Annotated in this window: 24 protein-coding genes; 12 read left to right on the top strand and 12 right to left on the bottom strand. The window is 69.9% G+C overall.

Annotated features, from left to right (window positions below):
* The first annotated feature begins 46 nt into the window (after window positions 1-46).
* Complete coding sequence (locus tag CPZ01_RS06230; protein WP_096393934.1) at window positions 47-2,254, top strand: caspase family protein; 2,208 nt, start codon at window positions 47-49, stop codon at window positions 2,252-2,254.
* Here CPZ01_RS06230 and CPZ01_RS15785 read toward each other — a convergent pair.
* Window positions 2,251-2,382, bottom strand: a complete 132-nt coding sequence (locus tag CPZ01_RS15785) for a DUF7503 family protein (RefSeq protein ID WP_425544852.1) — start codon at window positions 2,380-2,382, stop codon at window positions 2,251-2,253. The two genes, CPZ01_RS06230 and CPZ01_RS15785, sit on opposite strands and share 4 nt — an antisense overlap.
* Before the next feature lie 217 nt (window positions 2,383-2,599).
* Between CPZ01_RS15785 and CPZ01_RS06225 the strand changes: the two genes are divergently transcribed.
* Both CPZ01_RS06225 and CPZ01_RS06220 read left to right on the top strand, forming a co-directional pair.
* Window positions 2,600-2,848, top strand: a complete 249-nt coding sequence (locus CPZ01_RS06225; RefSeq protein WP_096393933.1) for a hypothetical protein — start codon at window positions 2,600-2,602, stop codon at window positions 2,846-2,848.
* A 94-nt stretch (window positions 2,849-2,942) separates the two neighbouring features.
* Window positions 2,943-3,740 carry a helix-turn-helix transcriptional regulator gene (locus CPZ01_RS06220; protein WP_096393932.1) on the top strand — a complete coding sequence of 266 codons (798 nt, stop codon included), beginning with the start codon at window positions 2,943-2,945 and terminating at the stop codon, window positions 3,738-3,740.
* Window positions 3,741-3,758: 18 nt separating this feature from the next.
* On the opposite strand, the gene CPZ01_RS15665 is transcribed toward CPZ01_RS06220, so the two are convergent.
* Window positions 3,759-3,887: a hypothetical protein gene (locus CPZ01_RS15665; protein ID WP_269459582.1), complete on the bottom strand. Its 129-nt coding sequence runs from the start codon at window positions 3,885-3,887 to the stop codon at window positions 3,759-3,761.
* 97 nt (window positions 3,888-3,984) lie between these two features.
* Window positions 3,985-4,518: an inorganic diphosphatase gene (locus CPZ01_RS06215; protein ID WP_096393931.1), complete on the bottom strand. Its 534-nt coding sequence runs from the start codon at window positions 4,516-4,518 to the stop codon at window positions 3,985-3,987.
* A gap of 354 nt (window positions 4,519-4,872) precedes the next feature.
* Between CPZ01_RS06215 and CPZ01_RS06210 the strand changes: the two genes are divergently transcribed.
* Window positions 4,873-5,223, top strand: a complete 351-nt coding sequence (locus CPZ01_RS06210; protein ID WP_096393930.1) for a PadR family transcriptional regulator — start codon at window positions 4,873-4,875, stop codon at window positions 5,221-5,223.
* Window positions 5,224-5,318: 95 nt separating this feature from the next.
* Here CPZ01_RS06210 and CPZ01_RS06205 read toward each other — a convergent pair whose 3' ends face one another.
* Both CPZ01_RS06205 and rnhA read right to left on the bottom strand, forming a co-directional pair.
* On the bottom strand, window positions 5,319-6,089 hold the full coding sequence (locus tag CPZ01_RS06205; protein ID WP_096393929.1) for a DUF7108 domain-containing protein: 771 nt from the start codon (window positions 6,087-6,089) through the stop codon (window positions 5,319-5,321).
* Entirely contained in the window at window positions 6,076-6,672 is a 597-nt protein-coding gene (gene rnhA, locus CPZ01_RS06200; RefSeq protein WP_096393928.1) for a ribonuclease HI, read from the bottom strand. The genes CPZ01_RS06205 and rnhA overlap by 14 nt, the downstream gene beginning before the upstream one ends.
* Before the next feature lie 141 nt (window positions 6,673-6,813).
* On the opposite strand from rnhA, the gene CPZ01_RS06195 reads away from it, so the two are divergent.
* The 3 genes from CPZ01_RS06195 to CPZ01_RS06185 all read left to right on the top strand — a co-directional run bounded on the left by CPZ01_RS06195 (window position 6,814) and on the right by CPZ01_RS06185 (window position 9,612).
* Window positions 6,814-7,809, top strand: a complete 996-nt coding sequence (locus CPZ01_RS06195; protein ID WP_049897700.1) for a transcription initiation factor IIB — start codon at window positions 6,814-6,816, stop codon at window positions 7,807-7,809.
* 129 nt (window positions 7,810-7,938) lie between these two features.
* Window positions 7,939-9,267, top strand: coding sequence for a DNA repair protein NreA (gene nreA, locus CPZ01_RS06190; protein ID WP_096393927.1), 1,329 nt, complete (start codon window positions 7,939-7,941; stop codon window positions 9,265-9,267).
* 60 nt (window positions 9,268-9,327) lie between these two features.
* On the top strand, window positions 9,328-9,612 hold the full coding sequence (locus CPZ01_RS06185; protein WP_096393926.1) for a preprotein translocase subunit TatA: 285 nt from the start codon (window positions 9,328-9,330) through the stop codon (window positions 9,610-9,612).
* 446 nt (window positions 9,613-10,058) lie between these two features.
* On the opposite strand, the gene CPZ01_RS06180 is transcribed toward CPZ01_RS06185, so the two are convergent.
* Both CPZ01_RS06180 and CPZ01_RS06175 read right to left on the bottom strand, forming a co-directional pair.
* Window positions 10,059-10,355 carry a DUF7130 family rubredoxin-like protein gene (locus CPZ01_RS06180; protein WP_096393925.1) on the bottom strand — a complete coding sequence of 99 codons (297 nt, stop codon included), beginning with the start codon at window positions 10,353-10,355 and terminating at the stop codon, window positions 10,059-10,061.
* Between the two features lie 582 nt (window positions 10,356-10,937).
* On the bottom strand, window positions 10,938-11,933 hold the full coding sequence (locus CPZ01_RS06175; protein WP_096393924.1) for a radical SAM protein: 996 nt from the start codon (window positions 11,931-11,933) through the stop codon (window positions 10,938-10,940).
* Window positions 11,934-12,154: 221 nt separating this feature from the next.
* Between CPZ01_RS06175 and CPZ01_RS06170 the strand changes: the two genes are divergently transcribed.
* Both CPZ01_RS06170 and CPZ01_RS06165 read left to right on the top strand, forming a co-directional pair.
* On the top strand, window positions 12,155-12,874 hold the full coding sequence (locus CPZ01_RS06170) for a DUF6517 family protein (RefSeq protein WP_096393923.1): 720 nt from the start codon (window positions 12,155-12,157) through the stop codon (window positions 12,872-12,874).
* A 92-nt stretch (window positions 12,875-12,966) separates the two neighbouring features.
* Window positions 12,967-14,076 carry a DUF373 family protein gene (locus CPZ01_RS06165; RefSeq protein WP_096393922.1) on the top strand — a complete coding sequence of 370 codons (1,110 nt, stop codon included), beginning with the start codon at window positions 12,967-12,969 and terminating at the stop codon, window positions 14,074-14,076.
* 32 nt (window positions 14,077-14,108) lie between these two features.
* On the opposite strand, the gene CPZ01_RS06160 is transcribed toward CPZ01_RS06165, so the two are convergent.
* The 5 genes from CPZ01_RS06160 to CPZ01_RS06140 form a co-directional block, all read right to left on the bottom strand.
* On the bottom strand, window positions 14,109-15,212 hold the full coding sequence (locus CPZ01_RS06160) for a cell division protein CdpA domain-containing protein (protein ID WP_096393921.1): 1,104 nt from the start codon (window positions 15,210-15,212) through the stop codon (window positions 14,109-14,111).
* Between the two features lie 149 nt (window positions 15,213-15,361).
* The gene (locus CPZ01_RS06155; protein ID WP_096393920.1) at window positions 15,362-16,423 is read right to left on the bottom strand and encodes a phosphotransacetylase family protein; all 1,062 of its coding nucleotides are present in this window, start codon (window positions 16,421-16,423) and stop codon (window positions 15,362-15,364) included.
* On the bottom strand, window positions 16,416-18,590 hold the full coding sequence (locus CPZ01_RS06150; protein ID WP_096393919.1) for an acetate--CoA ligase family protein: 2,175 nt from the start codon (window positions 18,588-18,590) through the stop codon (window positions 16,416-16,418). The genes CPZ01_RS06155 and CPZ01_RS06150 overlap by 8 nt, the downstream gene beginning before the upstream one ends.
* Window positions 18,591-18,697: 107 nt before the next feature.
* Complete coding sequence (locus tag CPZ01_RS06145) at window positions 18,698-20,407, bottom strand: PAS domain-containing sensor histidine kinase (RefSeq protein WP_096393918.1); 1,710 nt, start codon at window positions 20,405-20,407, stop codon at window positions 18,698-18,700.
* Window positions 20,408-20,592: 185 nt separating this feature from the next.
* The gene (locus CPZ01_RS06140) at window positions 20,593-20,976 is read right to left on the bottom strand and encodes a winged helix-turn-helix domain-containing protein (protein ID WP_096393917.1); all 384 of its coding nucleotides are present in this window, start codon (window positions 20,974-20,976) and stop codon (window positions 20,593-20,595) included.
* Between the two features lie 115 nt (window positions 20,977-21,091).
* Here CPZ01_RS06140 and CPZ01_RS06135 point away from each other — a divergent pair, with 115 nt between their 5' ends.
* From CPZ01_RS06135 to CPZ01_RS06130, 3 genes are all read left to right on the top strand, one after another.
* Window positions 21,092-21,724 carry a helix-turn-helix domain-containing protein gene (locus CPZ01_RS06135; RefSeq protein ID WP_096393916.1) on the top strand — a complete coding sequence of 211 codons (633 nt, stop codon included), beginning with the start codon at window positions 21,092-21,094 and terminating at the stop codon, window positions 21,722-21,724.
* A gap of 74 nt (window positions 21,725-21,798) precedes the next feature.
* Window positions 21,799-21,957: a DUF7560 family zinc ribbon protein gene (locus tag CPZ01_RS15380; RefSeq protein ID WP_172863936.1), complete on the top strand. Its 159-nt coding sequence runs from the start codon at window positions 21,799-21,801 to the stop codon at window positions 21,955-21,957.
* A gap of 186 nt (window positions 21,958-22,143) precedes the next feature.
* Window positions 22,144-22,599, top strand: a complete 456-nt coding sequence (locus CPZ01_RS06130) for a pyridoxamine 5'-phosphate oxidase family protein (RefSeq protein ID WP_096393915.1) — start codon at window positions 22,144-22,146, stop codon at window positions 22,597-22,599.
* Window positions 22,600-22,632: the final 33 nt, after the last annotated feature.

Raw genomic sequence — 22,632 nt, 5'->3', positions numbered from 1 at the left:
CGGCGTCGGTTCACGCCCGCCCCGACGACCGCCGCGGCGAGTCCCCATGAGCATCGACATCGACCCGCTGCGCGAGGCCGACGGGATCACCGTCACCGACCACATCGAGAACACGCAGTTCGAGGTGTACACCGACCGGCCGGTCGAGCCGCGCCGACGGCCCGAGTCGGACCACTACTTCCCGGTCGACGCCAGCGTCGCGGTCGAGACCGGCGCGATCGAGATCCCGCGCGTCGCGGTCGTCGAGACACGAGACGGCGACGGAGTACTCCTGACCCACGGGGACTGCTACGAGATGCCTGACGGGACCTATCACGTCGGTATAAACCCCGCGCCGACGAAGCTGTACCTCACCTTCGACGCCGGCTTCTCCGTGTCCACGACCGACCGGACGACTCGGATCGACCTCAACACGCCGGGCACGGTCGGGCTCGGGTTCCGGTCGCTCCACCAGACGCCGGCGGGGACGATCACCACGCCGACCGATCCGGAGTCGCTGATGGACGCCGTCTCGCTGCTCGGGTCGGCGCTCCAGACGACCAGTCCTGAGCGGTCGTTCCCGACCCTGCGGGGCCATCCTCCCCTCATCGAGCCCGGCGAGGAGTTCCGCGTCCCCGAGCGGGTCGAGCCGGTCGAGAGCGGCGTGCGGATCGTCGTCCCGCCCGAGTACCGCTACCTCTACCCCGTCGTCTCGCTGGCGTACTACTTCGCCGCCGACGTCGTCCCCGGCGACGCTCCGCGAATCGAGGGCGAAGGGTGGACGTACCCGCTCGAACCGGGGTTCGAGGAACGGACCGCGCAGGTGCTCAGACAGTCGTTCCACATGGACTGTCTCGCCCGCACGGAGGGGTTCTACCCGGTCGACCTCCACGAGCGCGAGGCGACCGACCTCGACCTCGACTGGGAGCGGCTGTACGACCTCCCGCTCGCAGAGCGGCTCGGCGAGTACCTCGAGGTGCCCTTCGAGGCGGTCGAGCCCGAGCTCCCGCAGTGGACCCTGACGACCGACGTCCGTCCCCACCCGGGAAATGTGGAGATGCTCCCGTTCGTCGCCGGCGAGCTGTCGATCGTCCGCTCGCCGGAGACCGTCACGCCGGTGGACGACGACGGGGGAGTCGGCGTCGGCTTCTTCGGCGGCGCGGACCGAAGCTCGTCGGCGGCCACGAGGCGGGAGGTCCCTGCCGGCGGCGTCGGCCTCGACGGCGGACGTGCCGTCGTCGACCCCGACAGCGGCGGCCTCGACGACGGCGAGTTCGTGCGCGGTGGTGCGGGCGCGGGAGCAGCGATCCCGGGAGCCACCCGCGGCGCAGACGCGACCGAGAACCGCGGCGCCGTCGCAGCCCAGACCGACTTCGTCCGGCCGGAGCCGGTCGACACCGTCGAGCACGCGTGGGTCGGCGACGGCGTCCCGCTCGACGCCAACAAGGCGACGCTCGACGCGTACCACCGCCGGCTCGAAGCCGGGCAGGTCGAGCAGTCGCGCATCTCCGTCCTCGTGGTCTGTAACGACGACCAGATGCGCGAGGAGGGGAACGTCGCCGACCTGTACGGGCTCCGCGACATGGTCCAGTTCGACATCGAGGTGCGCCACGACCTCACCCGCGAGGAGATGCGCGAGACGCTCGAGTCCGACATCGACTTCCTCCACTACATCGGCCACGTCGACGACCGCGGGATGCAGTGCGCCGAGGAGTACCTGGACCTGACCGACGAGGACCTCGAGATCGGCGTCAGCGCCTTCCTGCTCAACGCCTGCCAGTCCTACCAGCAGGGTGAGGCCTTAGTCCACCGCGGCTCGCGCGGCGGCATCGTCACCCTCTCCGACGTGGCGAACTCGCCCGCGACGACGCTCGGCCGGATCATCGCCCGCCTGATGAACAGCGGGTTCAACCTCCGGACCGCGCTTCACGTGGCGAAACGGGAGTTGATTACGGGTCACCAGTACATCGTTGTCGGCGACGGGGGGACGACGATCTGTCAGAGCCGGAGTGGATCTGTAGTTGTGCTTGACATTTCGAACGGATCTGGGGACTCATGGGAATTGGTTGCGGAAATGTTTCCGAATGGCCCCTACGGGAAAGGTTCTCTTACAAAAATGAATATGTCAGGAGAGTCAGACAACCACTACATCCCTACAAGGATATCCATAGAAAGTGTTCAGAAGAGCAAACTCAAGAGTTTCCTCGAGCTTGAGACAGTACCGATTTTTATTGACGATGAGTTAACTTGGAGTGACGAGTTTGTTATCGATTAAGGACCAGGGTTCGTAGCAGCCATATTCGCCGCCGCGGGCGCCGCCTGCGTCAGCAGCAGGAGGGCGGTGAACAGGACGCCGGCCATCTTCGGGTGCTCTGCCACGTAATCTGCCACACTTTCGTGCATATTCGAAAAGTATCAGGATAAATAAATATTAAGATTGTTCTGCGGCTGAATATAGTAGATATTTAAAGTTAGAAATGATTGTATTAAACTGGCAGAGCGGCAGATAAGCGGTATCTATCCAGTACCCGACATCGTGGACCCGGAAACGCTGTCCGCACCGCCGCGGCAGATCGAGAGACCGCGTTTTTTCACCGCGCGGCGCGGAACGGACCGTGCCATGACCGACATCGAAGCCGCGATCCGAGAGGCGTTCGAGCACACCGAGTACGACCTCGGCGACGTCGCGGTCAACCGCCGACAGGTCCGCGTGCCGGTGATCCAGGAGGGCGCCGACCCCGACGCGCTCCGGGCGGTGATCGAGGAGGCGCTCGGCGCGGACGCGCTCGCGGCCGTGACGGTGACCACGGAGCGCATCGCCGGCGAGGACACCGTCGGCACCGTCGTGTCATTCCGATACCGGGACTGACGCGGCCGACGGGCGGGCCGCGACCCGAGCGCGGCGACCCGCTCCGCGACGCGGTACGATTAACAGGGCGGTACCCGTACACAGGGATCATACGATGAGGGCCGAGGACGGACACGACGGCGCACAGTACCTCGCCGGCTCGCCCGTTCGGGTCGCGATACTCCGGGCGCTGCGCGAGGATCCGCGGCGCCCCGCGGAGTTGACCGACGCGGTCGACGCCACCCGAACGACGGTCCAACGGATCCTCGCGGGGTTCCGCGAGCGGGACTGGGTGGTGAAACGCGACGCCGACTACCGGGTGACGCCGACCGGGGAGCGAGTCCACGACGCGTACGAGACGCTGCTGACCGAGGTCGAGCGCGCCGACCGCTACGGGCGGTTCGCGGAGACCGTCGAGCGCGTCGGCGTCGACTTCCCCGCGGAGGGGATCCCCGACAGCGACCTCACGGTGGCGTCCGACCAGAACCCGCTGGCGGCCGTCGACCGGCTCACGGAGCTCCTGCGCGAGAGCGGCGGGGCCGAGATCCGGGCCGTCTCTCCCGTCGTCCTCCAGCAGTTCAACGACGCGGCGGCCGCGGCGCTGGACGGCGGCGCGAACGTGGAACTGATCATCGACCGCGACGTGGTCGACACGTCGGTCACGGAGTTCGGGCCGGCGACCGACCGCGCGCTGAACGACGACGGCGCCGAGGTGTACGTGAGCGCCGAACCGATCGAGTACGGGCTCGTCCGGTGTGACGACGTCGCGTGCGTGACCGCGTACGACGAGCGGAACAACCCGCGGTGCGTGCTCGAATCGACCGAGGAGACGGTGGTCGACTGGGTCGACGACGCGTTCGCGTCGCTCCGAGACGACGCGACGCGGCTCTCCGCGGTCGTCGAACGCGCCTGAGAAGGGGAGCGGCGGCCGCTACGCGTCGTCGCTCGCGGCGGCCTCGTCCTCGGCGGCCGTCTCGACCGCCGCGTCGTCGTCCGGGTCGAAGTTCGCGGGCACGACCGTCGGGTGATCGATGCCGACGGAGGGCGTGGTGGCGCTCATGGTTCTGCGCGATCGTACGCGACTCCCGCCCTAAAAATTACCCATAGGCATAACGCATTCGGACGTGGGCGACGGATGCGCTCGGGTTATATCGGCGTTAGGCGACCTGCTCGTCGTACAGGTCCTGCGCGTGTTCGATGGCCTCCTTGGCCGCCGCCTTGTCCTCCCAGCCGAGCGTTTCGACCTCCTTGCCGGCCTCGAGGTTCTTGTAGGTCGCGAAGAACTCGTCTATCTCGTCGAGGGTCTGCTGGGGGATGTCCTCGAGGTCCTCGATGTGGTCGAACCGGGGGTCCTCGGTCGGCACCGCGATCACCTTGTCGTCCTGCTCGCCGTCGTCGTCCATCTTCATCATGGCGACGGGGCGGGCCTCGACGACGCAGCCGGGGAACGTCTGGTCCTCGACGAGCACCATCACGTCGAAGGGGTCCTCGTCGTCGTAGTACGACTGCGGAATGAAGCCGTAGTCGTACGGGTAGTGGACGTTCGAGTGGAGCACGCGGTCGAGCACGACGCCGGGGATGTCCTTGTCGTACTCGTACTTGTTCCGCTCGCCTTTGAGACACTCGACGACGGCGTAGATCTCGTCCGGCGCGTTCGGTCCCGTCTCGAGATCCTCCCAGAGGTTGACCATGTGCCCGTTGATCGGTCGATGTCGGGCAAAGTCCTTTCGGGATCGCACGGGCACAACGACAGGGTCGGCGTCGGCGACGCAGCGACGGGGAGCCTGCGGCACGGGAACGGAACCGGTCGAACGCCCGATCGCCCGGTTTCGATCGCGTGCCGTACGCGGGGCGCGACCGACGATCCGTCGGCCTATCGGCCGAAAACGGAACCGATCAGTCGAACGCGCTCCGCCGCCGGATCGGACGAGCGTCCGCCGAGAGACCGTCGATACCCAGAGATCCGGACAAACGTTAGAGGTTACGCATCGCTACGATCGTGATTGTTGAGAAAGACTATAAGTTCGGGTCCCCTCCTGTTAGGCATGTCAGAGGCACAAACAGTCACTGATGAATCGACGGCCGCGAGCGATCTCACGGCGTTCCAACAGAACATCCTCACCATCCTCGCCGAGGAGCCGATGTACGGCCTCGCCATCAAGCGGGAGCTGGAGGCGTACTACGGCTCCGAAGTGAACCACGGCCGGCTCTACCCCAACCTCGACGACCTCGTCGACCACGGGCTCGTCGAGAAGAGCGAACTCGACAAGCGGACGAACCAGTACGAACTCACCGACGAGGGCCACGACGTCGTCCTCGGCCAGATCGAGTGGGTCCTCGACCGGTTCGTCACCGACGAGACGCGCGCGGACGAGGTCCGGGCGCTGCTCGAGTAAGGCGGCGCCCGCGCGGCCCGGACGGCACCGACCAACGACCGACCTTTTGGCACACGGCGCGGCGAAAGCCGCGTTCTCTCTCCGCCGAGCGACCGCTACGCCGAGTCGCCGTCGGTGGCCGATTCTTCGCCGTCGAAGGTCTCGACGGCGACGGATTCGTCCACGTCGCCGGCGACCGACTCGATCACGGACAGCGACTCGTCGACGGCGTCGAGCTGTTCGTCGGTCGGCCACCCGTTCCGGACCAGGTACTCCTCGCGGAACTCGGCGCGCATCTTCGGCGTGGCGTCGTCGACCGGGCGGACGTAGTGGTTGCTCATGAACGTCGCGAACGTCTCCGCGGTCCGGGCGTGGACCTCGGCCTCGCGCTCGGCGACCGCCTCGGCGACCGCCTCGTTGTACGCGGCCACCTCGCGGTAGCGGTCGGCGTCGCCGGGGCCGGACAGCGACACCTCGACCGCGCGGTCGGTGTCCCCGACGCGGTCGAGCTGTACCGTCCCCTCGTCCATCCACTCGTCGGGGTACAACACGAGCGCGTCGTCCTCGTCGCGGATCCTGGCGGTGTAGCCGTACTCGGCCGCGAGCGCGTCGCGGCGCTCCCGGTACTGGTCGGCCGCCTGCTCGATCTCCGGCGTCGGCTCCGCGGACTCGGCCTCGCGGGCGAGCCGCGTGAGCCGCTCCGCCTCGTCGACGGCCTCGACCGGCACGTCGGGGACGCGCTCCTCGTCGCGGTCGGGCGACTCCGCGGCGCTCGCGGGGTCGTCCGCGTCGGCGGGGGCGTCCGCTCCCTCGTCGTTCTCCGCCGCCATCATCTCTCGCGCCCGTTCCTTCGCCCACTCCGGCGGGTCGTCGTCAGTTCGCGTCATCGAGTGCCTCGTTCGCCAGATCGTCGGCGCGCTCGTTTATCTCCCGCGGTACGTGGGCGATCGACCACCGATCGAACCGCTCCAGTAGCTCCCGGGCTCGGACGCGGCGCTCGCGGAGCTCCGGGTCGTTGGCGTCCCACTCGCCGCGGACTTGCTTGACGGTGAGCTGGGAGTCCCCCCGGACGTCGATCTCGTCGAAGCCGTACTCGTCGGCCGCCTCCAGCGCGCGGATCAGCGCGGCGTACTCGGCCTGGTTGTTCGTCGCGCGGCCGATCCGCTCGCCGCCCTCGGCGACGACGCCGTCGGACGTGACCAGACACCAGCCGACCGCGGCCGGCCCCGGGTTCCCGCGGGAGGCGCCGTCGAAGTAGACGTGCGCGCGGCCGCCGCCGTCGCGCAGCAGGGCGGTCAGTCGGGTGGGGTCGCTCCCCTGGACGACGACCTTGTCGTCGTACGCGACCGCGACGGCCCCGTCGCGCTCGGCGCGCCACCGCTCGTGGGGGGTGTTCCCCTCGTCGATCCGGACGCCCTCGCCCGCGAGCCGCTCGCGCGCGGCGGTCGGGTCGCAGTCGATCGTCGGCATTCGTCCGGGCTCCGCGCCCGGCGAACAAAGGGCTGTCCGTCCGCTGTCCGCACGAGACCGACCGGGAGCGCTCCATCCGTGGTACTCTCCCGCATAGTAACGAACTTTTAAGTTAAACCGTTTGGATACTATATAAATGCGATGACACGGCCCACCCGGCAACGGGATCACGACCGGCAGCGCGTGGGGGACGAAGACGCCGAGGAAGACGAGATCGACGTCGAGGAGGTCGAGGACATCGACGAGCTGGACCCGGAGGACTTCGATCCGGAGGACCTCACCCGGACGGCCGACGGGGAGCTGATACACGAGGAGACGGGGATGATCATCGAGGACGAGCAGATCGATCCCGGCCCGGAGTGGCGCGCGTTCAACCACTCGGAGCGGCAGGAGAAGTCGCGCGTCGGCGCCCCGACGACGAAGACGATGCACGACAAGGGGCTGACGACGACGATCGACTGGAAGGACAAGGACGCCTACGGTCGGTCAATCTCCTCGAAGAAGCGGTCGCAGATGCACCGCCTCCGCAAGTGGCAGGAGCGCATCCGGACGAAAGACGCCGGCGAGCGCAACCTCCAGTTCGCGCTCTCGGAGATCGACCGGATGGCCTCGGCGCTCGGCGTCCCGCGCTCGGTACGCGAGGTCGCGTCCGTCATCTACCGACGCGCGCTCAACGAGGACCTCATCCGGGGCCGCTCCATCGAGGGCGTCTCCACGGCCGCGCTGTACGCCGCCTGCCGCAAGGAGGGGATCCCGCGCAGCTTAGAGGAGATCTCCGAGGTGTCCCGCGTCGACCGCAAGGAGATCGGTCGCACCTACCGCTACATCTCCCAGGAGCTCGGGTTGGAGATGCGCCCGGTCGACCCGAAGAAGTACGTCCCGCGGTTCTCCTCGGAGCTGGAGCTCTCCGAGGAGGTCCAGTCGAAGGCCAACGAGATCATCGAGACGACCGCCGAACAGGGTCTCCTCTCCGGGAAGTCGCCCACCGGCTACGCCGCCGCCGCCATCTACGCCGCCTCGCTGCTCTGCAACGAGAAGAAGACCCAGCGCGAGGTCGCCGACGTCGCGCAGGTCACCGAGGTCACCATCCGCAACCGGTACCAAGAGCAGATCGAGGCGATGGGCATCCACAGCTAGGGGCGTCGGCTTCTCACGGCCTGCCTTCCTCCGGTCTTCCTCGGCTTCTCCTCCGTTGTCTCCGCGCCGCGCTTCGCGTCCCGTCGCGCCGGAAACGTTCAAGCCGCCGCGCCGCCAACGCCGATCCGAATGCGGCTCGACGAGTTCATCGAGTTCGAGGCGAACGAGCGCGCCGAGCGGCGGCGCCTCGCCGCCGAGAAGGACTACGGAATCTTAGACCACCTCGACTCCTTCGAGCGGCGCTTCGACGAACACGTCTCCGACGACGCCGTCGTCGGGAGCGTCTCGCCCTCCATCTTCGTCGGCCGCGCGGACTACCCGAACGTCTCGACCGGACTGTTATCCCCGGTCGGCCGCGAGGAGCGCGCGGCGGCGTTCGAGACCTCCGCGGCGTGGTACGACGAGGGCGTCTCGATTTCCGACGTGTTCGACCGTCGGACGAGCCTGCTCAACTCGACGCGCGGCGTCGACGTCGCGGACGCCGGTGCGACCGGCGGGGTGAAGTCGGTCGGCGGCGGGAGCGGCCCGGCCGAGAGCGTCCACGACGCGTGGGACGGCTGGCTCGGCGTTCAACGGGAGGTCGCCATCGCGGACCGCCCGGTCGACGTGGAGATCGGGCTCGACGGCCGCCCGGACCTCGACTTCGAGGTCGGCACGGAGGACATCAAGACGCCGACCGGGCCGCGGGCGGCGGCCCGCTCTGCCGACCTGGGCGAGAATCCGCACGTCCCGCGACCGGTGAAGAAGACCTTGGAGGACGACGACTGGCGCGCGGAGGGGGCGATGACGTACCTCTACCGCCGCGGGTTCGACGTGTACGAGATCAACACGATCCTCTCGGCTGGCGCGCTCGGGCGCGGCGAGAACCGCCGCCTGGTCCCGACGCGCTGGTCGATCACGGCCGTCGACGACACGGTCGGCCAGTTCCTCCGCGGCTCGATCCGCGACAACCCCGCGGTCGACCGGATCGAGGTCCACCGCAACGAGTACCTCGGCAACGCGTTCTGGGTGATCCTCGTCCCGGGGCGGTGGGAGTACGAGCTCGTCGAGATGAAATCGCCCGGCTCGATCTGGAACCCCGACCCCGAGGCCGGGGTGTACCTCGCGGCCGCGAGCGAGGGGCGCGAGGGGCGGACCGGCTACGTCGAGGAGACGGCGGGCGCCTACTACGCGTCTCGGCTGGGCGTCTTAGAGCACCTCGACGACCGCGGGCGGCAGGCGAAGGCGCTCGTCTTACGCCACGTCTCCGACGACTACTGGGGGCCGGTCGGCGTCTGGCAGGTGCGGGAGGCGGTCCGGAACGCGTTCGAGGGCGAGTTCGGGGCCGCGGAGACGTTCGGCGAGGCGGTCCGCGGCGTCGCCGACCAGCTCCCCGTCTCCCTCGGCCGGCTCCGGCGGAAGTCGACGATGGCGGCCGGGCTTCAGGCGAACCTCGGGGACTTCGTGGACGCGGACTGAGCCGAGGGGCGACGGCTCGTCGCCCCGACCGTTTTAGTTGCCGGACCGAGTGGGCGGCGTATGGTCTCTCTGGTCCCCGCGTTCGGCGGTATCCCCGTCGGGCCCGAACTCCTGATAATCCTGATCGTCGCCGCCCTCCTGTTCGGCGTGCCGCTCGTCCTCGTCGCGGGCGCGGTGGTGTACCTCGCGACGCGCGCCGAGGACGAGACGGCGGACGCAGAGACGGCGGACAGCGAGACGGCTGACGACGACCGGATCGCGGAACTGGAGACGGAGGTCAAGCGCCTCCGCGAGCAGGTCGGCGACGAGTCGGACGAGCTCAAGGAGGAAGAGGAGAGCTCGTAAGCGCCCGAAACGGCCGGCGCGCGCCTCCGAGCGGCCGACAGGCCGCGAGGAGAACGTGCGAGGGACGCGGTGAGCGCTCGAAGAGCGCGAACCGCGAGGCTGGGGAGGCGTGAGGTGCGGTCGCCGTGCGGGGGCGGGACTCGAAGGGGCAGCCGCGAGGCGGCCGCAGACGACGTAAGTAGCGTGGCGCTACGCGCCACGGAAAGCCGGCGGCTCCGCCGCCGGCAACACCGCAGGGAGCGAGTGAAACGAGCGACCGAGGAGCGCAGCGAGTGTGCGGCCGCCTCGCGGCTGGGGCTTCGACGATGTTCGTCTCGATCAGATATTTATAAACACCAGTAGCGTACGGCCGAGCGGCTGGGGCTTCGATGGTGTTCGCCGCGCCGACGCGGTTAGCCGTTTATAAATAAACGACGAGAACAGGCGGGGTTCCCGCCGTCGTCGTCTCAGTCCTCGGCCCAGTAGTACAGCTCTTCGCGGGGCGCGTCGCAGTTCGGGCAGTTCGCGGGGAGCTGGTCGCCGATCTCGCCCATCTCGCCGCACTCCCAGCAGCGCCACATCACGTACGCGGTCCCGAACACGTCGCGCGCGTCAGTGAGCGCCAGCGTGTCCGTGTCCGACGGCGACGCGACGTAGAAGCCGTCGTCGTCGACCCCCCGGATCGACCCGAGGCGCTCGCCGTCCTCGTTGTACACCTCCTGTCCGATGCTCACGTTCGCGAAGACGGGTTCTTCGGAAGCCATACGCGGCCGTACGCGCTGATCCCCTATAAGTGTGGGAGCAGATAGCACGCCACGTGGAGGATATTCAACTACTGCTCGACGGTGAACGCCGCCAAATCCCTAGCCGCTCGCTTATAAAATGGTGACTGCGAATCGGCGGCGAACACCGACAAAGCCCCAGCCGCTCGCTTATAAATGACTGGCCGTGGATCGGCAGCGAACACCTCCAAAGCCCCAGTCGCGAGGACTCGCGCGGCTCGCTGCGCTCCTCAGTCGCTCGTTTCACTCGCTCCCTGCGGTGCTTGCGTCGCCGAGCTTCGTCCTCGCGACTGCCCCTTTGAGTCCCACCCCGCACAGCACGGCGACCACACCTCACACCTCCCCAACCTCGCCGCTCACGCCCTCCGGGCGTTCGCGGCGTCCCTCGCGCGGTGCTGTCGCCGGCGCTTCGCGCCGGCTTCCAGAGGGACCTCCGGTCCCTCGCGGCTCGGCCGCAACGCGGCCTCGCAGGCACGCGCCACCGCACAGCAAACCAGTGGCGACGCGGTGGTAATTCGATCGGACGTAAGCGAAAAGTCGACGCAAAACCCGAAAACGACCGCTTCAGGCGACCGGGGTGCGTTCGACGACGGTGCCGTCGACGGTCGGGTACTGCTCGACGATCTCGCCCTCGTCGAGGTCACCGTCCTCGACCATCTCCTCTAAGAGCCACCACGCGACCTCGACGTGGTCCGACTTCACCGTGTAGAACTCCTCGGGGACGCCGAGCGACTCGAAGCGATCGCGGTCGGCGAACGCCTTCCCGTAGACCAAGGTCCCGTCGTCCGTCACCTCGTCGAACTCGCGACGGATGTTCTTCGCCATCCGCTTCAGGCGGTTGCGGTGTTGGGCGGCGTCTTTGAACACCGAGGTGCAGAAGTACACCTTCTCGTGGCTCGCCATCTCTTCGAGGATGGCGTCCTTCGACCCCTCGACCGCGGACATGTGCCCCTCCTGGAGCTCGAACCCCTCCTCTTGCATCCGGCGGTAGTTCCCGTCGGACATCTCGAACTCGTTGATATTACAGAACTCCGCGGCGCCCTCGTCTAAGAACTCCAAGAACTCCGGCTCCGCGCGAATTCCGGGGATCTCGAAGGCGGGCGTGAGCCCCTCTTCACGGGCGATATGGAGGATCTCCTCCCACTCGGTGCCGTGCATGTCGCCCCACAGCTCGACGGGCGGGTGGAAGCGGATCTCGTCGAGGCCGGCCTCCGAGAGCTTCCGCATGTTCTCGCGGCCGCCCGTAATTCCGGTGTAGAGGTGCGTGTGGTGGTCCTCGCCGAACTCGTCTTTCAGCAGTTCGAGGTACCGGGTCGTCTTCGCCATCGCCTCCTGCGGCTCGCCGCCGGTGATCGAGGTGCCGAGCGCGCTCATGCGCTTGGCCTCCTCGATCACGTCCTCGTCGGACTCGACCTTCCGCTCGTTGGCGTACACGTCGGTGACGTTCTTCCGGTTCTCTCCGAGGGGGCAGTAGAAGCAGTCCCGCTGGTCGCAGTACCCGTAGACGAAAAGCACCATCTTCCCGCCCTTGGCGCACTGTTCACAGCCCTTGGAGATCATCTACCCCCTTCTACCGGCCGCGACGTGAAAAAGCGTGCGAAGCGCGGAGTCGGGCGAGATCGGTTGTCACGGCGACGTGTTCGGACGACGGCGGTCGCGCGGCCCGCGCCCGGACGACGGCGGCCACAGGTCCGCACGCGGACGACCGAGCGCTCGGCGGCGCCCGCAGCGGCGTTCGCCCGAACACAAAGTATGTACCCCCGCCGCCGCCAGTGGCGGGCATGGACCGAGATCCGACCGACGACGACGCCGAGAACGAGACACCGAGCGACGCGGTCACGCGCCGCCGGGCGCTCGCCGTCGGCGGCGCGGTCGGCCTCGCAAGCCTCGCCGGCTGCACCGCGCTCGACGTCGCGACCGGCGACGGGCCCGCGGAGTTCGCCGCCGGTACCGCGACAGTGGGCGACGCGACCCTCGACGAGAGCGGGTACGACCTCAACGAGGTGACCGACGAGGTGATCGCTCGGGAGGTGGAGGTGGCCGGACGGACCCGCGAGGTGCGCGTGACGAACACCGTCGCCGAGTACGACAAGGCCGTCGAGCTGTTCGGCGAGCGCTACCAGGCCGCCGTGTTCGCCGCGGTGACGACGCCGCAGATCGAGGTGCTCGGGCGGGCGCTCAACCCGATCGCCGAGATGGATACCCGCGAGCGCGCCGAGCTCATCCTGAGCCGCTACGAGGGCGTCGGCGACCTCGAACGCGGCTCGGAGTACTCGACGGAGGTGCTCGGTTCGGATGCCGAGGTCGTCGTGTACACGGCCGACGCGGAGATCGAGGGAACGGGCGTGACCACCGAGCTGGAGCTTCACATCGGCGAGCCGGTCGAGGCCGGCAGCGACTTCGTCCTCCCGCTGGCGGCGTATCCGGCCGCGTTCAGCGACGGCGAGAACGTCCGCCGGATGATGAACGGGCTCGAACACGAGCCCAACGAGGAGGAGTGACGGAGCGAGCGTTCGGACCGGCGCGGTCGCCGGGTTCGCCGGGCGCAACCCGAGCCGAAAACATATGCCGTCCCCCCGCGTAGCCTCGAACGATGCTGCTCGTCCTCTGCGTCGACCTCGACGACGACCTCGGCCGGAAGACGGGGATCCCCACCCCCGTCATCGGCGCCGACGACGTCACCGAGGCCGCGGTCGCGCTCGCGACCGCCGACCCCGAGGACTCCGACGTGAACGTCTTATTCCAGGGCGTCAACGTCCACGACGAGCTGGCCGCCGAGGGCGAGGCCGTCGAGGTCGCGGCCGTCACCGGCGTCGACGGCGCGGACGTGAAGGCGAACCGCGCGGTCGGCCAGGAGGTCGACCGCGTGCTCGCCGAGCTGTCGACCGGCGAGGAGGTGTCCGCGGTCGTGATCACCGACGGCGCCCAAGACGAGTCCGTCCTCCCCGTGATCCGGTCGCGGATGCCGATCGACGGGATGCGCCGGGTCGTCGTCCGGCAGGCGCAGGACCTCGAGTCGCTCTACTACACGATCAAACAGGTGCTCGCCGACCCGGAGACCCGCGGGACGATCCTCATCCCGCTGGGCGTCGTCCTCCTCATCTACCCGCTGGTCGTCGTCGCCAACCTCTTCGACGTCGCGGGCGCGGCCGTGCTGGGGATCCTCTCGGGCGCGGTCGGGCTCTACTCGCTGTTCCGCGGGCTGGGACTGGAAGACACGGTCGACGGCGCCGCCGAGAGCGTCCGCAACGTGCTGTACACCGGCCGCGTGACGCTCGTCACCTACGTCGTCGCGCTCGCCTTGGTCGTCGTCGGCGGGGTCCAGGGGGTCGACACCGTCGACGTCGTCCGGACCGCGCAGGGGAGTTCGCTCGCCGTCGGCACCGCCCTCGCCGCGTTCGTCCACGGGTTCGTCCAGTGGCTCGGCGTCGCCGGCGTCACCTCCAGCCTGGGACAGATCACCGACGAGTACCTCGCCGGCCGGTTCCGGTGGCGCTACCTCAACGCCCCCTTCTACGTGGCCGCCATCGCCGTCGTGCTGTTCGCCGTCTCCGGCTTTTTCCTCCCGGACGCGCCCGGCGTGACGGCGCTGGGTCTCTCGGAGCTGGCGCTGGCGCTCGCGGCCGGGACGCTCATCGGCGTGTTGAGCACGCTCGCGTTCGCCGTCGCGGAGTCGCAGCTCCCGTCGGCGGAACCGGTCTGAAACGCGGAACGGCGGAAAAGAGCGGACGGCGCTCACCGCGGCGTCCAGGAGTCGCACGCCTCCATGTCGTCCATCAGCTCGTCGTAGTGCGCGCAGTAGGGCCGCATGCCGTCGTCGGTCCGGACGTAATCGAACTTCGCGCAGTTGCCGCAGTAGGTGTCGCCCGGGCCGTCGCGCGCGGCGGGCGAGTCGGGCGAGGGCGCGGACTCCGGCGTTGACGGCGAGTCGGGGCCCTCCGGCCCCGCCTCGTCGAGCGGCGAGGAGATGTCGGTGTCTGCGCTGCCGCCGTCGCTCACGCCCGCCGAGCCGGGCGCGGGGGATCCGCCCGTTCCGGACCGGCCCGCGTCGCTCGTCCGCCCGCCCGCGCCGGTGCCTCCCGCGCCGCTCGACCGGCCGCCGGTGGGGCCCGACGCACCGGTGCCGGCGGTCGTCCCGGAGCTGGCCGCCGCGCCGGTGGCGTCTCGATCCGCCGGCTGGTTCGCGTCGCGCGCGGACTGGTTCGCGTCGCGCGCAGGCTGGTTCGCGTCGTCCGGGCGGTTCGTCTGCGTCTCGACGTCGCCGTCGGGGGTGCCGCCGAGGAGGCCCACGCCGCCGCGGCTCCCCAGCTGGTCGCGGGGGACCTCGACCACCTTCGTCTCCCCCTTGTGGGTCACTTCCATCGAGACGGTGCCGCCGGGGTCGTTGCGGGTCTTGAAGTTCGCGACGCCGACGAACACGCTCCACAGCGTCGTCGCGGCGCCGAGGAAGTAGACGCCCGCGGTGTGGAGGGTGAGGTTCCGGAGCTCGGGGCGCGGCCCGCCGACCCACCGCTCCGGGTACGCGTACGTGAACAGCGCGACGCCGAGCCCCATGACGACCGCGCCGACGATCGCCGCGGTGTAGGTGCTGCGGTCGGCCGGCAGCACGGCCATCACGCCGAGCAACACGAGCGGGACGCCGACCCCGCCGAGGCTCCCGCCGAGCTCCCGGGCCGCGCCCGCGGAGTAGCTGGCCGGCACCGCCACCTCGGCCGCCGCGAGGATCCCCGCGACGACGAGTAACGCGCCCGCGACGAACGACCCCACGCCGAGGTACAGCCGCCGCGGGTCGACCCCGGAGCGCCCCCGTCCGCCGTACGCCTCCGAGAGACTGGTCATAGGCGGGGTACGTCGTCCACCGTGAAAACAGTACGTCAGACGATCACGGATCGCGGGCGACCGCGACCGCGGATCGCAGGCGACCGCGACCGCAGACCGCAGGCGGCCCGGACGGGGCGAGCGGGCGAACGGCCCGGGGGATCGCCGGCTCAGACCAGCGCGTCCACGTCGACGTGGTCGCCGAGCAGCTCGGCCATCCGATCGACCGTCCGGACGTCGCGCGTGCGCCCGCCGCGGACGATCTCCTCGGCGCGGTCGATGGCGGTGACCGTGTCGGTGTTGACGGCGAGCACCGGCTTGCCGGCGTCCGCGGCCTTGCCCAACACCGCGCCCGAGGGACGGTGGCCGCCGGTCAAGACGAGACACGCGACCCCGGAGGCTTCCAGCGCCGCCGTCTGGACGTCCGCGCGGTCGCCGCCGGTGATGACGGCGGCGTCGCGGGCGCGCCGGAAGTAGCGGAGCGCCTCGTCGCCGCCCATCGCGCCGACGAGGAAGCGCTCGACGAACGCGTCGGTGGGCGCGTCGGTGAGCAGTTCGGCGCCCAGCTCGTCGGCGAGCTCCCCGACCGTGACGCCCGCGAGCGCCTTCTCGTGGGGGATCGCGCCGAAGACGGTGATCCCCTTCGATTCGAGGAACGGGATCCCGTCCTGATCGAGCGACTCGAAGGCGTCGTCGGACACCTTGTTGAAGACGACTCCGGCGAGGCGGTCGCCGAACGCGTCGGCGGCCGCCAGCACCTCGTCTAAGTCGTTCGGCGAGCCGTACTCCGCGACGAGGACGACCCGCGCGTCGAGCAGCTCCGCGACGTCGACGTCGGTGAGGTCGACGACGCCGCCGGTGGTCCAGCGCCCGCCGCCCTCGACGAACACCCGGTCGTTGTCGGCCGCGATGTCGTCGTACTCCTCGCGGATCCGGTCGCGCAAGGCGTCCGGGTCCTCGGTGCCGCGGACCGCGCCCTCGACGAACGTCGGCGAGTAGACGACGGGCTCCATCTGGTGCATCTCGGCGTCTAAGCCGAGCACCTCGCGGGCGAGCATGGGGTCCTGGTCGAGCGTCTTCCCGACGTTCGACTGGAGCCGGGTGCCCTTCGGTTTCATGTAGCCGACGCTGCGGTCGCGGTCGGCGGCGAGCCGCGCGAGGGCGACGGTGATCGCTGTCTTTCCGGCGCTGTCTCCGGTCGCGGTGACGAGTGTGGTGGGTGTGTCAGTCATCGGTGGGTTCCTCCGCGTCGAGCGGCTTCGGATCGGTCTCCGCGTCGGCTCCCGGCGGGTCGAGGGCCTCCGGGTCGACGGTGAGTCTCACGTCGACGGCGGCGGCGTTCGTGCCGCCGTCGTCGTCGGGCAGTGCGACGAGCGGGTTGATGTCGAGTTCGAGGATCGCCGGGAAGTCGGTGACCAGCTGCGAGAGCCGGCCGATCGTCTCGATCACGGCGTCGACGTCGACCGGGTCGCGGCCGCGGGCGCCGCGCAACAGCGGCGCCGACTGGATCTCCTCGGTCATCTCGCGCGCCTCGGGCTCGGAGACCGGGGCGACGCGGAAGGTGGTGTCCTCCATCACCTCCACGAAGATGCCGCCGAGCCCGAACATCAGCAGCGGGCCGAACTGCGGGTCGCGGTTCATCCCGACGATGGTCTCGACGCCGTCGTCGAGATCCACCATCTCCTGCACTTGGACGCCGAGGACGGTCGCGTCCGGCTGGTAGTTGCGCGCGCGGGTGACCAGGTCCTCGTAGGTGTCGCCCACGTCGTCGTCCGCGACGCCGACGGCGACGCCGCCGATGTCGGACTTGTGCAGGATGTCCGGCGAGACGATCTTCATCACCACGTCGCCGTCGACGCCCGCGGCGACCTCGCGGGCGCGCTCGGGCGAGTCGACGATCTCGCCGGCGGGCGTGGGGATACCGTACGCGTCGAGCAGCTCCATCGCCTCGACGCCCAAGCGGTTGTCGTCGCGGTCGCGCACCGTCCCGAGGATCTCGCGTGCGCGCTCGCGGTCGACGTCGAAGGACATGGGGGGCGCGTACTCGCGCGACTTGATGTCGCGGTAGCGCGCGAGCGTCGCGAGGCTCTCGATCCCGCGAGCGGGGTCGAAGTAACAGGGGATCCCCTTCGCCTGGAGCTGCTGCTTCGGCTCGCGGGTCCGGTCGCCGCCCATCAGGCAGGCGGCGATGGGCGCGTCCATCTCGTCGCTGACCGACTCGATCGCGTCCGCGAGGTCCGCGAAATCGATCGTCGCCGTGGGCGCGGCCAGCACGAGGGCGGCGCCGACGTTGTCGTCGGCGACGGTGATTTCGAGGGCCTCGCGGAACCGCTCCACGTCGGCGTCGCCGATCACGTCGACCGGGTTGTGGATGTTCGCCTCCTCCGGCATCGACGCGGCGAGCGCGTCGCTCGTCTCGCCCGTGAACGACGCCATGTCGAGGTCGGCGTCGCCGACCGCGTCGGTCGCCATCACGCCGGGGCCGCCGGCGTTGGTGACGATCGCGACGCTGTCGGTGTCGGGCAGCGGCTGGCTCCCGAGGATGCCCGCCGAGTCGAACAGCTCGTCGACCGACTCCGCGCGGATGACGCCCGCCTGGTCGAGGCCGGCCTCGTACGCCTTGTCGGAGCCCGCGAGCGTGCCGGTGTGCGAGGAGGCGGCCTGCGCGCCGGCGCTCGTCCGCCCCGACTTCACGGCGACGATCGGGGTGTCCTGGGTCGTCTCGCGGGCGGTCTCGATGAACTCGCGGCCGTCCTCGATCCCTTCGAGGTAGCCGATTATCACGTCGGTCTCCTCGTCGTCGCCCCAGTGGTCGACGAAGTCCGTCTCGTCGAGAACGGCCTTGTTCCCGAGCGACACCACGTCCTTGAACCCGATCCCGTTGTCGTTGGCCCAGTCGAGGACCGCGGTGACGAACGCCCCGGACTGGCTCATGAAGGAGAGCCCGCCGGGGAGGGCGTTCTCGGGGCCGAACGTCGCGTTCATCCCCGATGGGGTCGACATGATCCCCAGGCTGTTGGGGCCGACGAGGTTGAGGTCGTACTCGTCGGCTAGCTCCGCGAGGCGACGCTCCCTCGCCGCTCCGTCCTCTCCGGTCTCGCCGAACCCGGCGGTGATCACGACGACGTTGCGGACCCCCGCCTCGCCGCACGCCTCGATGGCGTCTAAGACGATCGAGGGGGGGACGACGATCACCGCGACGTCGGCGTCCGCGTCGGCGACGTCGTCGACGCACGGCGTGCCGAGCACCGCGTCGTAGTTCGGGTTGACGGGGACCGTGTCGCCGTCGAAGTCGTCGAGGAGATTCGACGTGACGGCGCGGCCGACGGCGCCCTCGCGGGCGGTCGCGCCGACGACGGCGACCCGGTCCGGGTCGAACAGCTCGTTGAGCGTACCCATCAACCCGAGAGTACGCGAAGCGTCGGCTTAAGATCGGTGGGAGGTTCTTCGAAATCGGGTCCTATGGTGAACGATCGATCGGGTTTCGGTCGGCCGCCCGGCGAACCTCACGGCGGACCGGGGGCGGCGTCGGGGTCGTCGGGGGTGCGGTCTCCGGTCGGCTCGCGGTCCCCGGTCGACTCGCGGCCCGCCGCGGGCTCACCGTCGGCGGGGTCGCGCTCGTCGGGTTCGGGGCCGGCGGACTCGGGCGCGACCGCCTCGGAGCCGGCGGCCGGCGCCGTCGCGCCGCCGTCCGGTTCAGCCGCGGCCGGCCGGACTTCGGAGGCCGGCGGCGGGCCGCGGTCGGCCGCCGGGAAGGAGGGCTCGCCGTCGGCGTCGGGGACGCTGATCGTCACCTCGTTGCCGTCGGCGCCGGCGTCGAACGCGAGGTCCCCCCCGGAGCGGTCCGCGATCCAGTAGACGAGCCACAGCCCCATCCCGCCGGTGTGTCTGAGGTCGTCCATCTTCCACCGGTCCGTGATCGGGTCGCGCTCGGCCGCCGGGATGGGGGGCGCGTCGTCGCGGACCGCGATCTCGACGCGGTCGGCGGGCGCCGTGACCTCGATCTCGACCGTCGCCGCCCCCTCGGCGTGTTCGATCGCGTTCTCGATCAGCTCGGCGATCGCGTAGTCGAGCTCCGGGTGCGTGAACGCGCGCACGTCGTCGGGACAGGAGACGGTGACGTCGGCGGGCGCCTCGCCCGCGTCGTCGACGGCGTCCGCCACCGCGCGCTCGACGAGCGGCGCGACCCGGAGCGGCTGGGGCGACTCGTGCTCCCGGAGGAGGTCGATCACCCCGCGCTGCTTCTCGGCCGTGGTGAGCAGGTCGTCGGCGACCCGGCGGACCGTCTCCGCGTGGTCGATCAGGTCGGCGGCGAGTTCGGCCAGGTCGACGTCCGGGGGGACCGCGTCGTCCGTCTCTGTCGCCGTCGACGCCGCGGCGACGGCGTCGTCGACCCGGTCGGCGATCCGCTCCGCGGTGCCGTCGACGATGTTCATGTCGTTGCGGATGGTGTGCCGGAGCAGGTTGTCCATCACCGTGAGCTGGCGCTCGCGGCGGTACTCGTCGGTGACGTCGCGGGCGAACCCGGTGACGGCGACGACCTCGCCGTCCTCCCGCACGGGGCGCGCGGGCACCCTGACCCAAGTTGTCGGCCCGTCCGGGGAGCCGATCCGGTAGTCGAGATTCGTCGGATCGCCGGCGGAGAGCCGCTCCATCGCGCACTCGACGTCCGCCCGGTCGTCGGGGTGGACGGCCTCCAAGAACGCTCGCGGCCGGCGCTCGAGGGTTTCGGGGTCGATCCCGAACACCGACTCGATCGCGCCGTTGACGAACAGCAGTTCGCTCCAGTCGGCGCCGAACATCCACAGCACGTCCGGCGACGTCGAGGCGATGGTCTCCAGGCGCCGCCGGGACTCGACTTCGAGGGTGATGTCGCGAGAGCTCAGCGCGTAGCCGTCGAGGCCGGTCTCCGCCGGCGGAAACACGCGGGTGCGGAACCACACCCAGTCGCCGTCGGCGGTCTCGTAACGGTATTCCAGCGGGGCGTCCGGCCGCGTGCCGTCGGCGACGAGCGCCTCGAACGCCGCCCGGACGCGGTCGACGTCGTCGGGGTGAACCAGGTCGAACGCGTCCGTCCCGACCAGCTCGTCCGGGTCGAAGCCGAGCAGGTTGCTGGTGGCCGCGTTGAGGTACCGGAACCGGCCCGCCTCGTCGATCACCGCGATTTTGTCTTGCGCGAGATCGATGAGGGTCTCTGGCTCCGGCGAGCGAGACATATCGGACACGACCGCGAACTGGTGTAAAACCTTGACCGTTCAATTATCAGATTCGAAACGCAGCCCCGCGGCGCGGTGGCGGGGCGGTGGCGGTGGCAGTGGCGGGGCGGCGCAGTGACGGTGGCGGGGCGGCGCAGTGACGGTGGCGGGGCGGCGCTGCGGCTCGCCGTCGCCGGGAACGGCGGTCAGTCGGCCGAGACGCCGGGGGAATCGAGCGCGGCGGCGAGGGGGTCGGTCCCCCCGTCGTCGACCGTGAGCGCCACGCCGTCGTCGCCGAGTTCGATCGCGGCGTCTTCGGCGTCGCGGACGTACTCGGCGGCGTGGTCGCCGTCCGGGTCGAACCGGACTCCCTCCGCGAGCAGCGGCGTCTCGCTCAGCAGCTCGACCTTCCGGTAGGCGGTCGAGAGCGCGATGTCGCAGTCCTCGGCGAGCTCGCTTGTCGTCTTCGGCGTCGCCGCCGCCGCGAGGATCGCCCGGCAGTCGGCGTCGGCGAGCGCCTCGAACGTGGCGTCCAGCGCGTCGTCTCCCTCGGTCGTCGTCGCGTCGGTCGTGCGCGGGGGGCGTTTCATATCTGTAGAGAGGGGCTCCACCACCCCGAACGGTGGCCCATCATATGCGGGGGGTTTTATACCGCGGCCGCGCGCCCGCCAACGTTTTTGCCCGGGGCGGGTACGGACGAACGAGATGGGATCGGGAATCCGGGCGGAGGTCTCGCTACCGACCGCGCTGTCCCCGTTCGACGGGGTCGTCGACGGGGCGACGCCGGTCACCGAGGTCACGCGCTGCACGCCCGCGGACGACCGCGAGCGCGTGGTCGTCGAGTTCATCGCGGACGCCGACCTCGCGGTCCCCGAGGGGGTCGAGGTCGTCTTCGACTACGGCGGCCGGGCGGCGTACCGGTTCGACGCGGACGTCGACCCCGACTCGCCGTTCGCCGTCCTCGACCGCCACGAGACGCCCGTGTCGGAGGCGACGATCCGCGACGGGCGGCTCCGGCTCACCTTCCACGCGAGCGACCTGCCGACGCTGCGGTCCGTGCTGGAGGCGTTCCGCGAGGGATGTTCGGACATGGAGGTGTTGCGCCTGCTCCAGTCGACGACGACGCCGACGGAGTCGGACCTCGTCACCGTCGACCGGAGCGAGCTGACGGAGCGCCAGCGCGAGGTGTTGGCGGCCGCCTACGAGGCGGGCTACTTCGACCACCCGAAGGGGGCCAACGCCGGCGAGGTGGCCGAGTCGCTGGGGATCGGCCGCTCGACGTTCACGGAGCACGTTGCGGCCGCCCAGCGGAAGCTGTTCGGCGCGCTGCTGGATTGAGGATCGATCATCACATTCCGAAGCTCCGAGAATCCGAATCCCGTTTGATGGGCGTGGGGGTCGTACCCACGGGTATGACGGGGCGATCCACCCACACCTTCGTCTGCCCGGAGTGTCGGCGCTCGATCGAGGTGGACGACGCGATGCGGGCGACGCTGCTCGAGACGGGCTGCGTCGTCTGCGGGGCGCCGATCACCGAGGAGGACGTCGGCGAGGCGCCGGCGATCAGCTGAGCGCGACCGCGAAGCGGCCGCCCCGCGCTCCCTGCGCCGCGTCGTCGACACCGCCTCTCGGTCCCTGCGCCGCGTCGTCGACACCGCCACGCGGTCCCGCACCGCGTCGCCGATCATCCCCTCGTTCTCCCCCCACGTCCGCACCGTCTCGTGCCCTTTAAGCCGCCGTGCGAAGAAATTCGGGGTATGCCGACGAACAGCGAGGTCGAGATGACGCCGGCCGAGGTGGACGCGCACCTGTCCCGCCACGAGACGGGGGTCCTCGCGCTCGCGCGCGACGACGCGCCGTACGCCATCCCGATCTCCTACGGGTACGACGCCGACGAGCGCGCGTTATACCTCCGGCTGGTGTCGACGCCCGACAGCGAGAAGCGCGAGTTCCTCGCGTCGACGCCGCAGGCCCGGATCGTGGTGTACGAGGACGAGGACGACGAGTACGCGAGCGTCGTCGGCGTCGGCGCCCTCGAACGGGTCGACCTCGACGAGCTCACCCCGGAGACGATCGCGCAGTACGGCGAGACGCAGCGCCCGCTCTTCGAGATCTGGGCGGACGACAAGCCGGACCTCGACATCAGTCTCTACCGCTTCACGCCCGAGACGCTGACCGGGCGGACGGTCGTCGTCGAGCGCGACGAGGAGTAGGGAGTCGCGCCAGCAACCGACCGCAGGACGGCT

This window comes from Halorubrum trapanicum, assembly GCF_002355655.1.
Classification (GTDB): domain Archaea; phylum Halobacteriota; class Halobacteria; order Halobacteriales; family Haloferacaceae; genus Halorubrum; species Halorubrum trapanicum_A.
The sequence above is the reverse complement of the archived record's forward strand: the minus strand, read 5'-3'. Positions and strand labels throughout refer to the sequence as shown.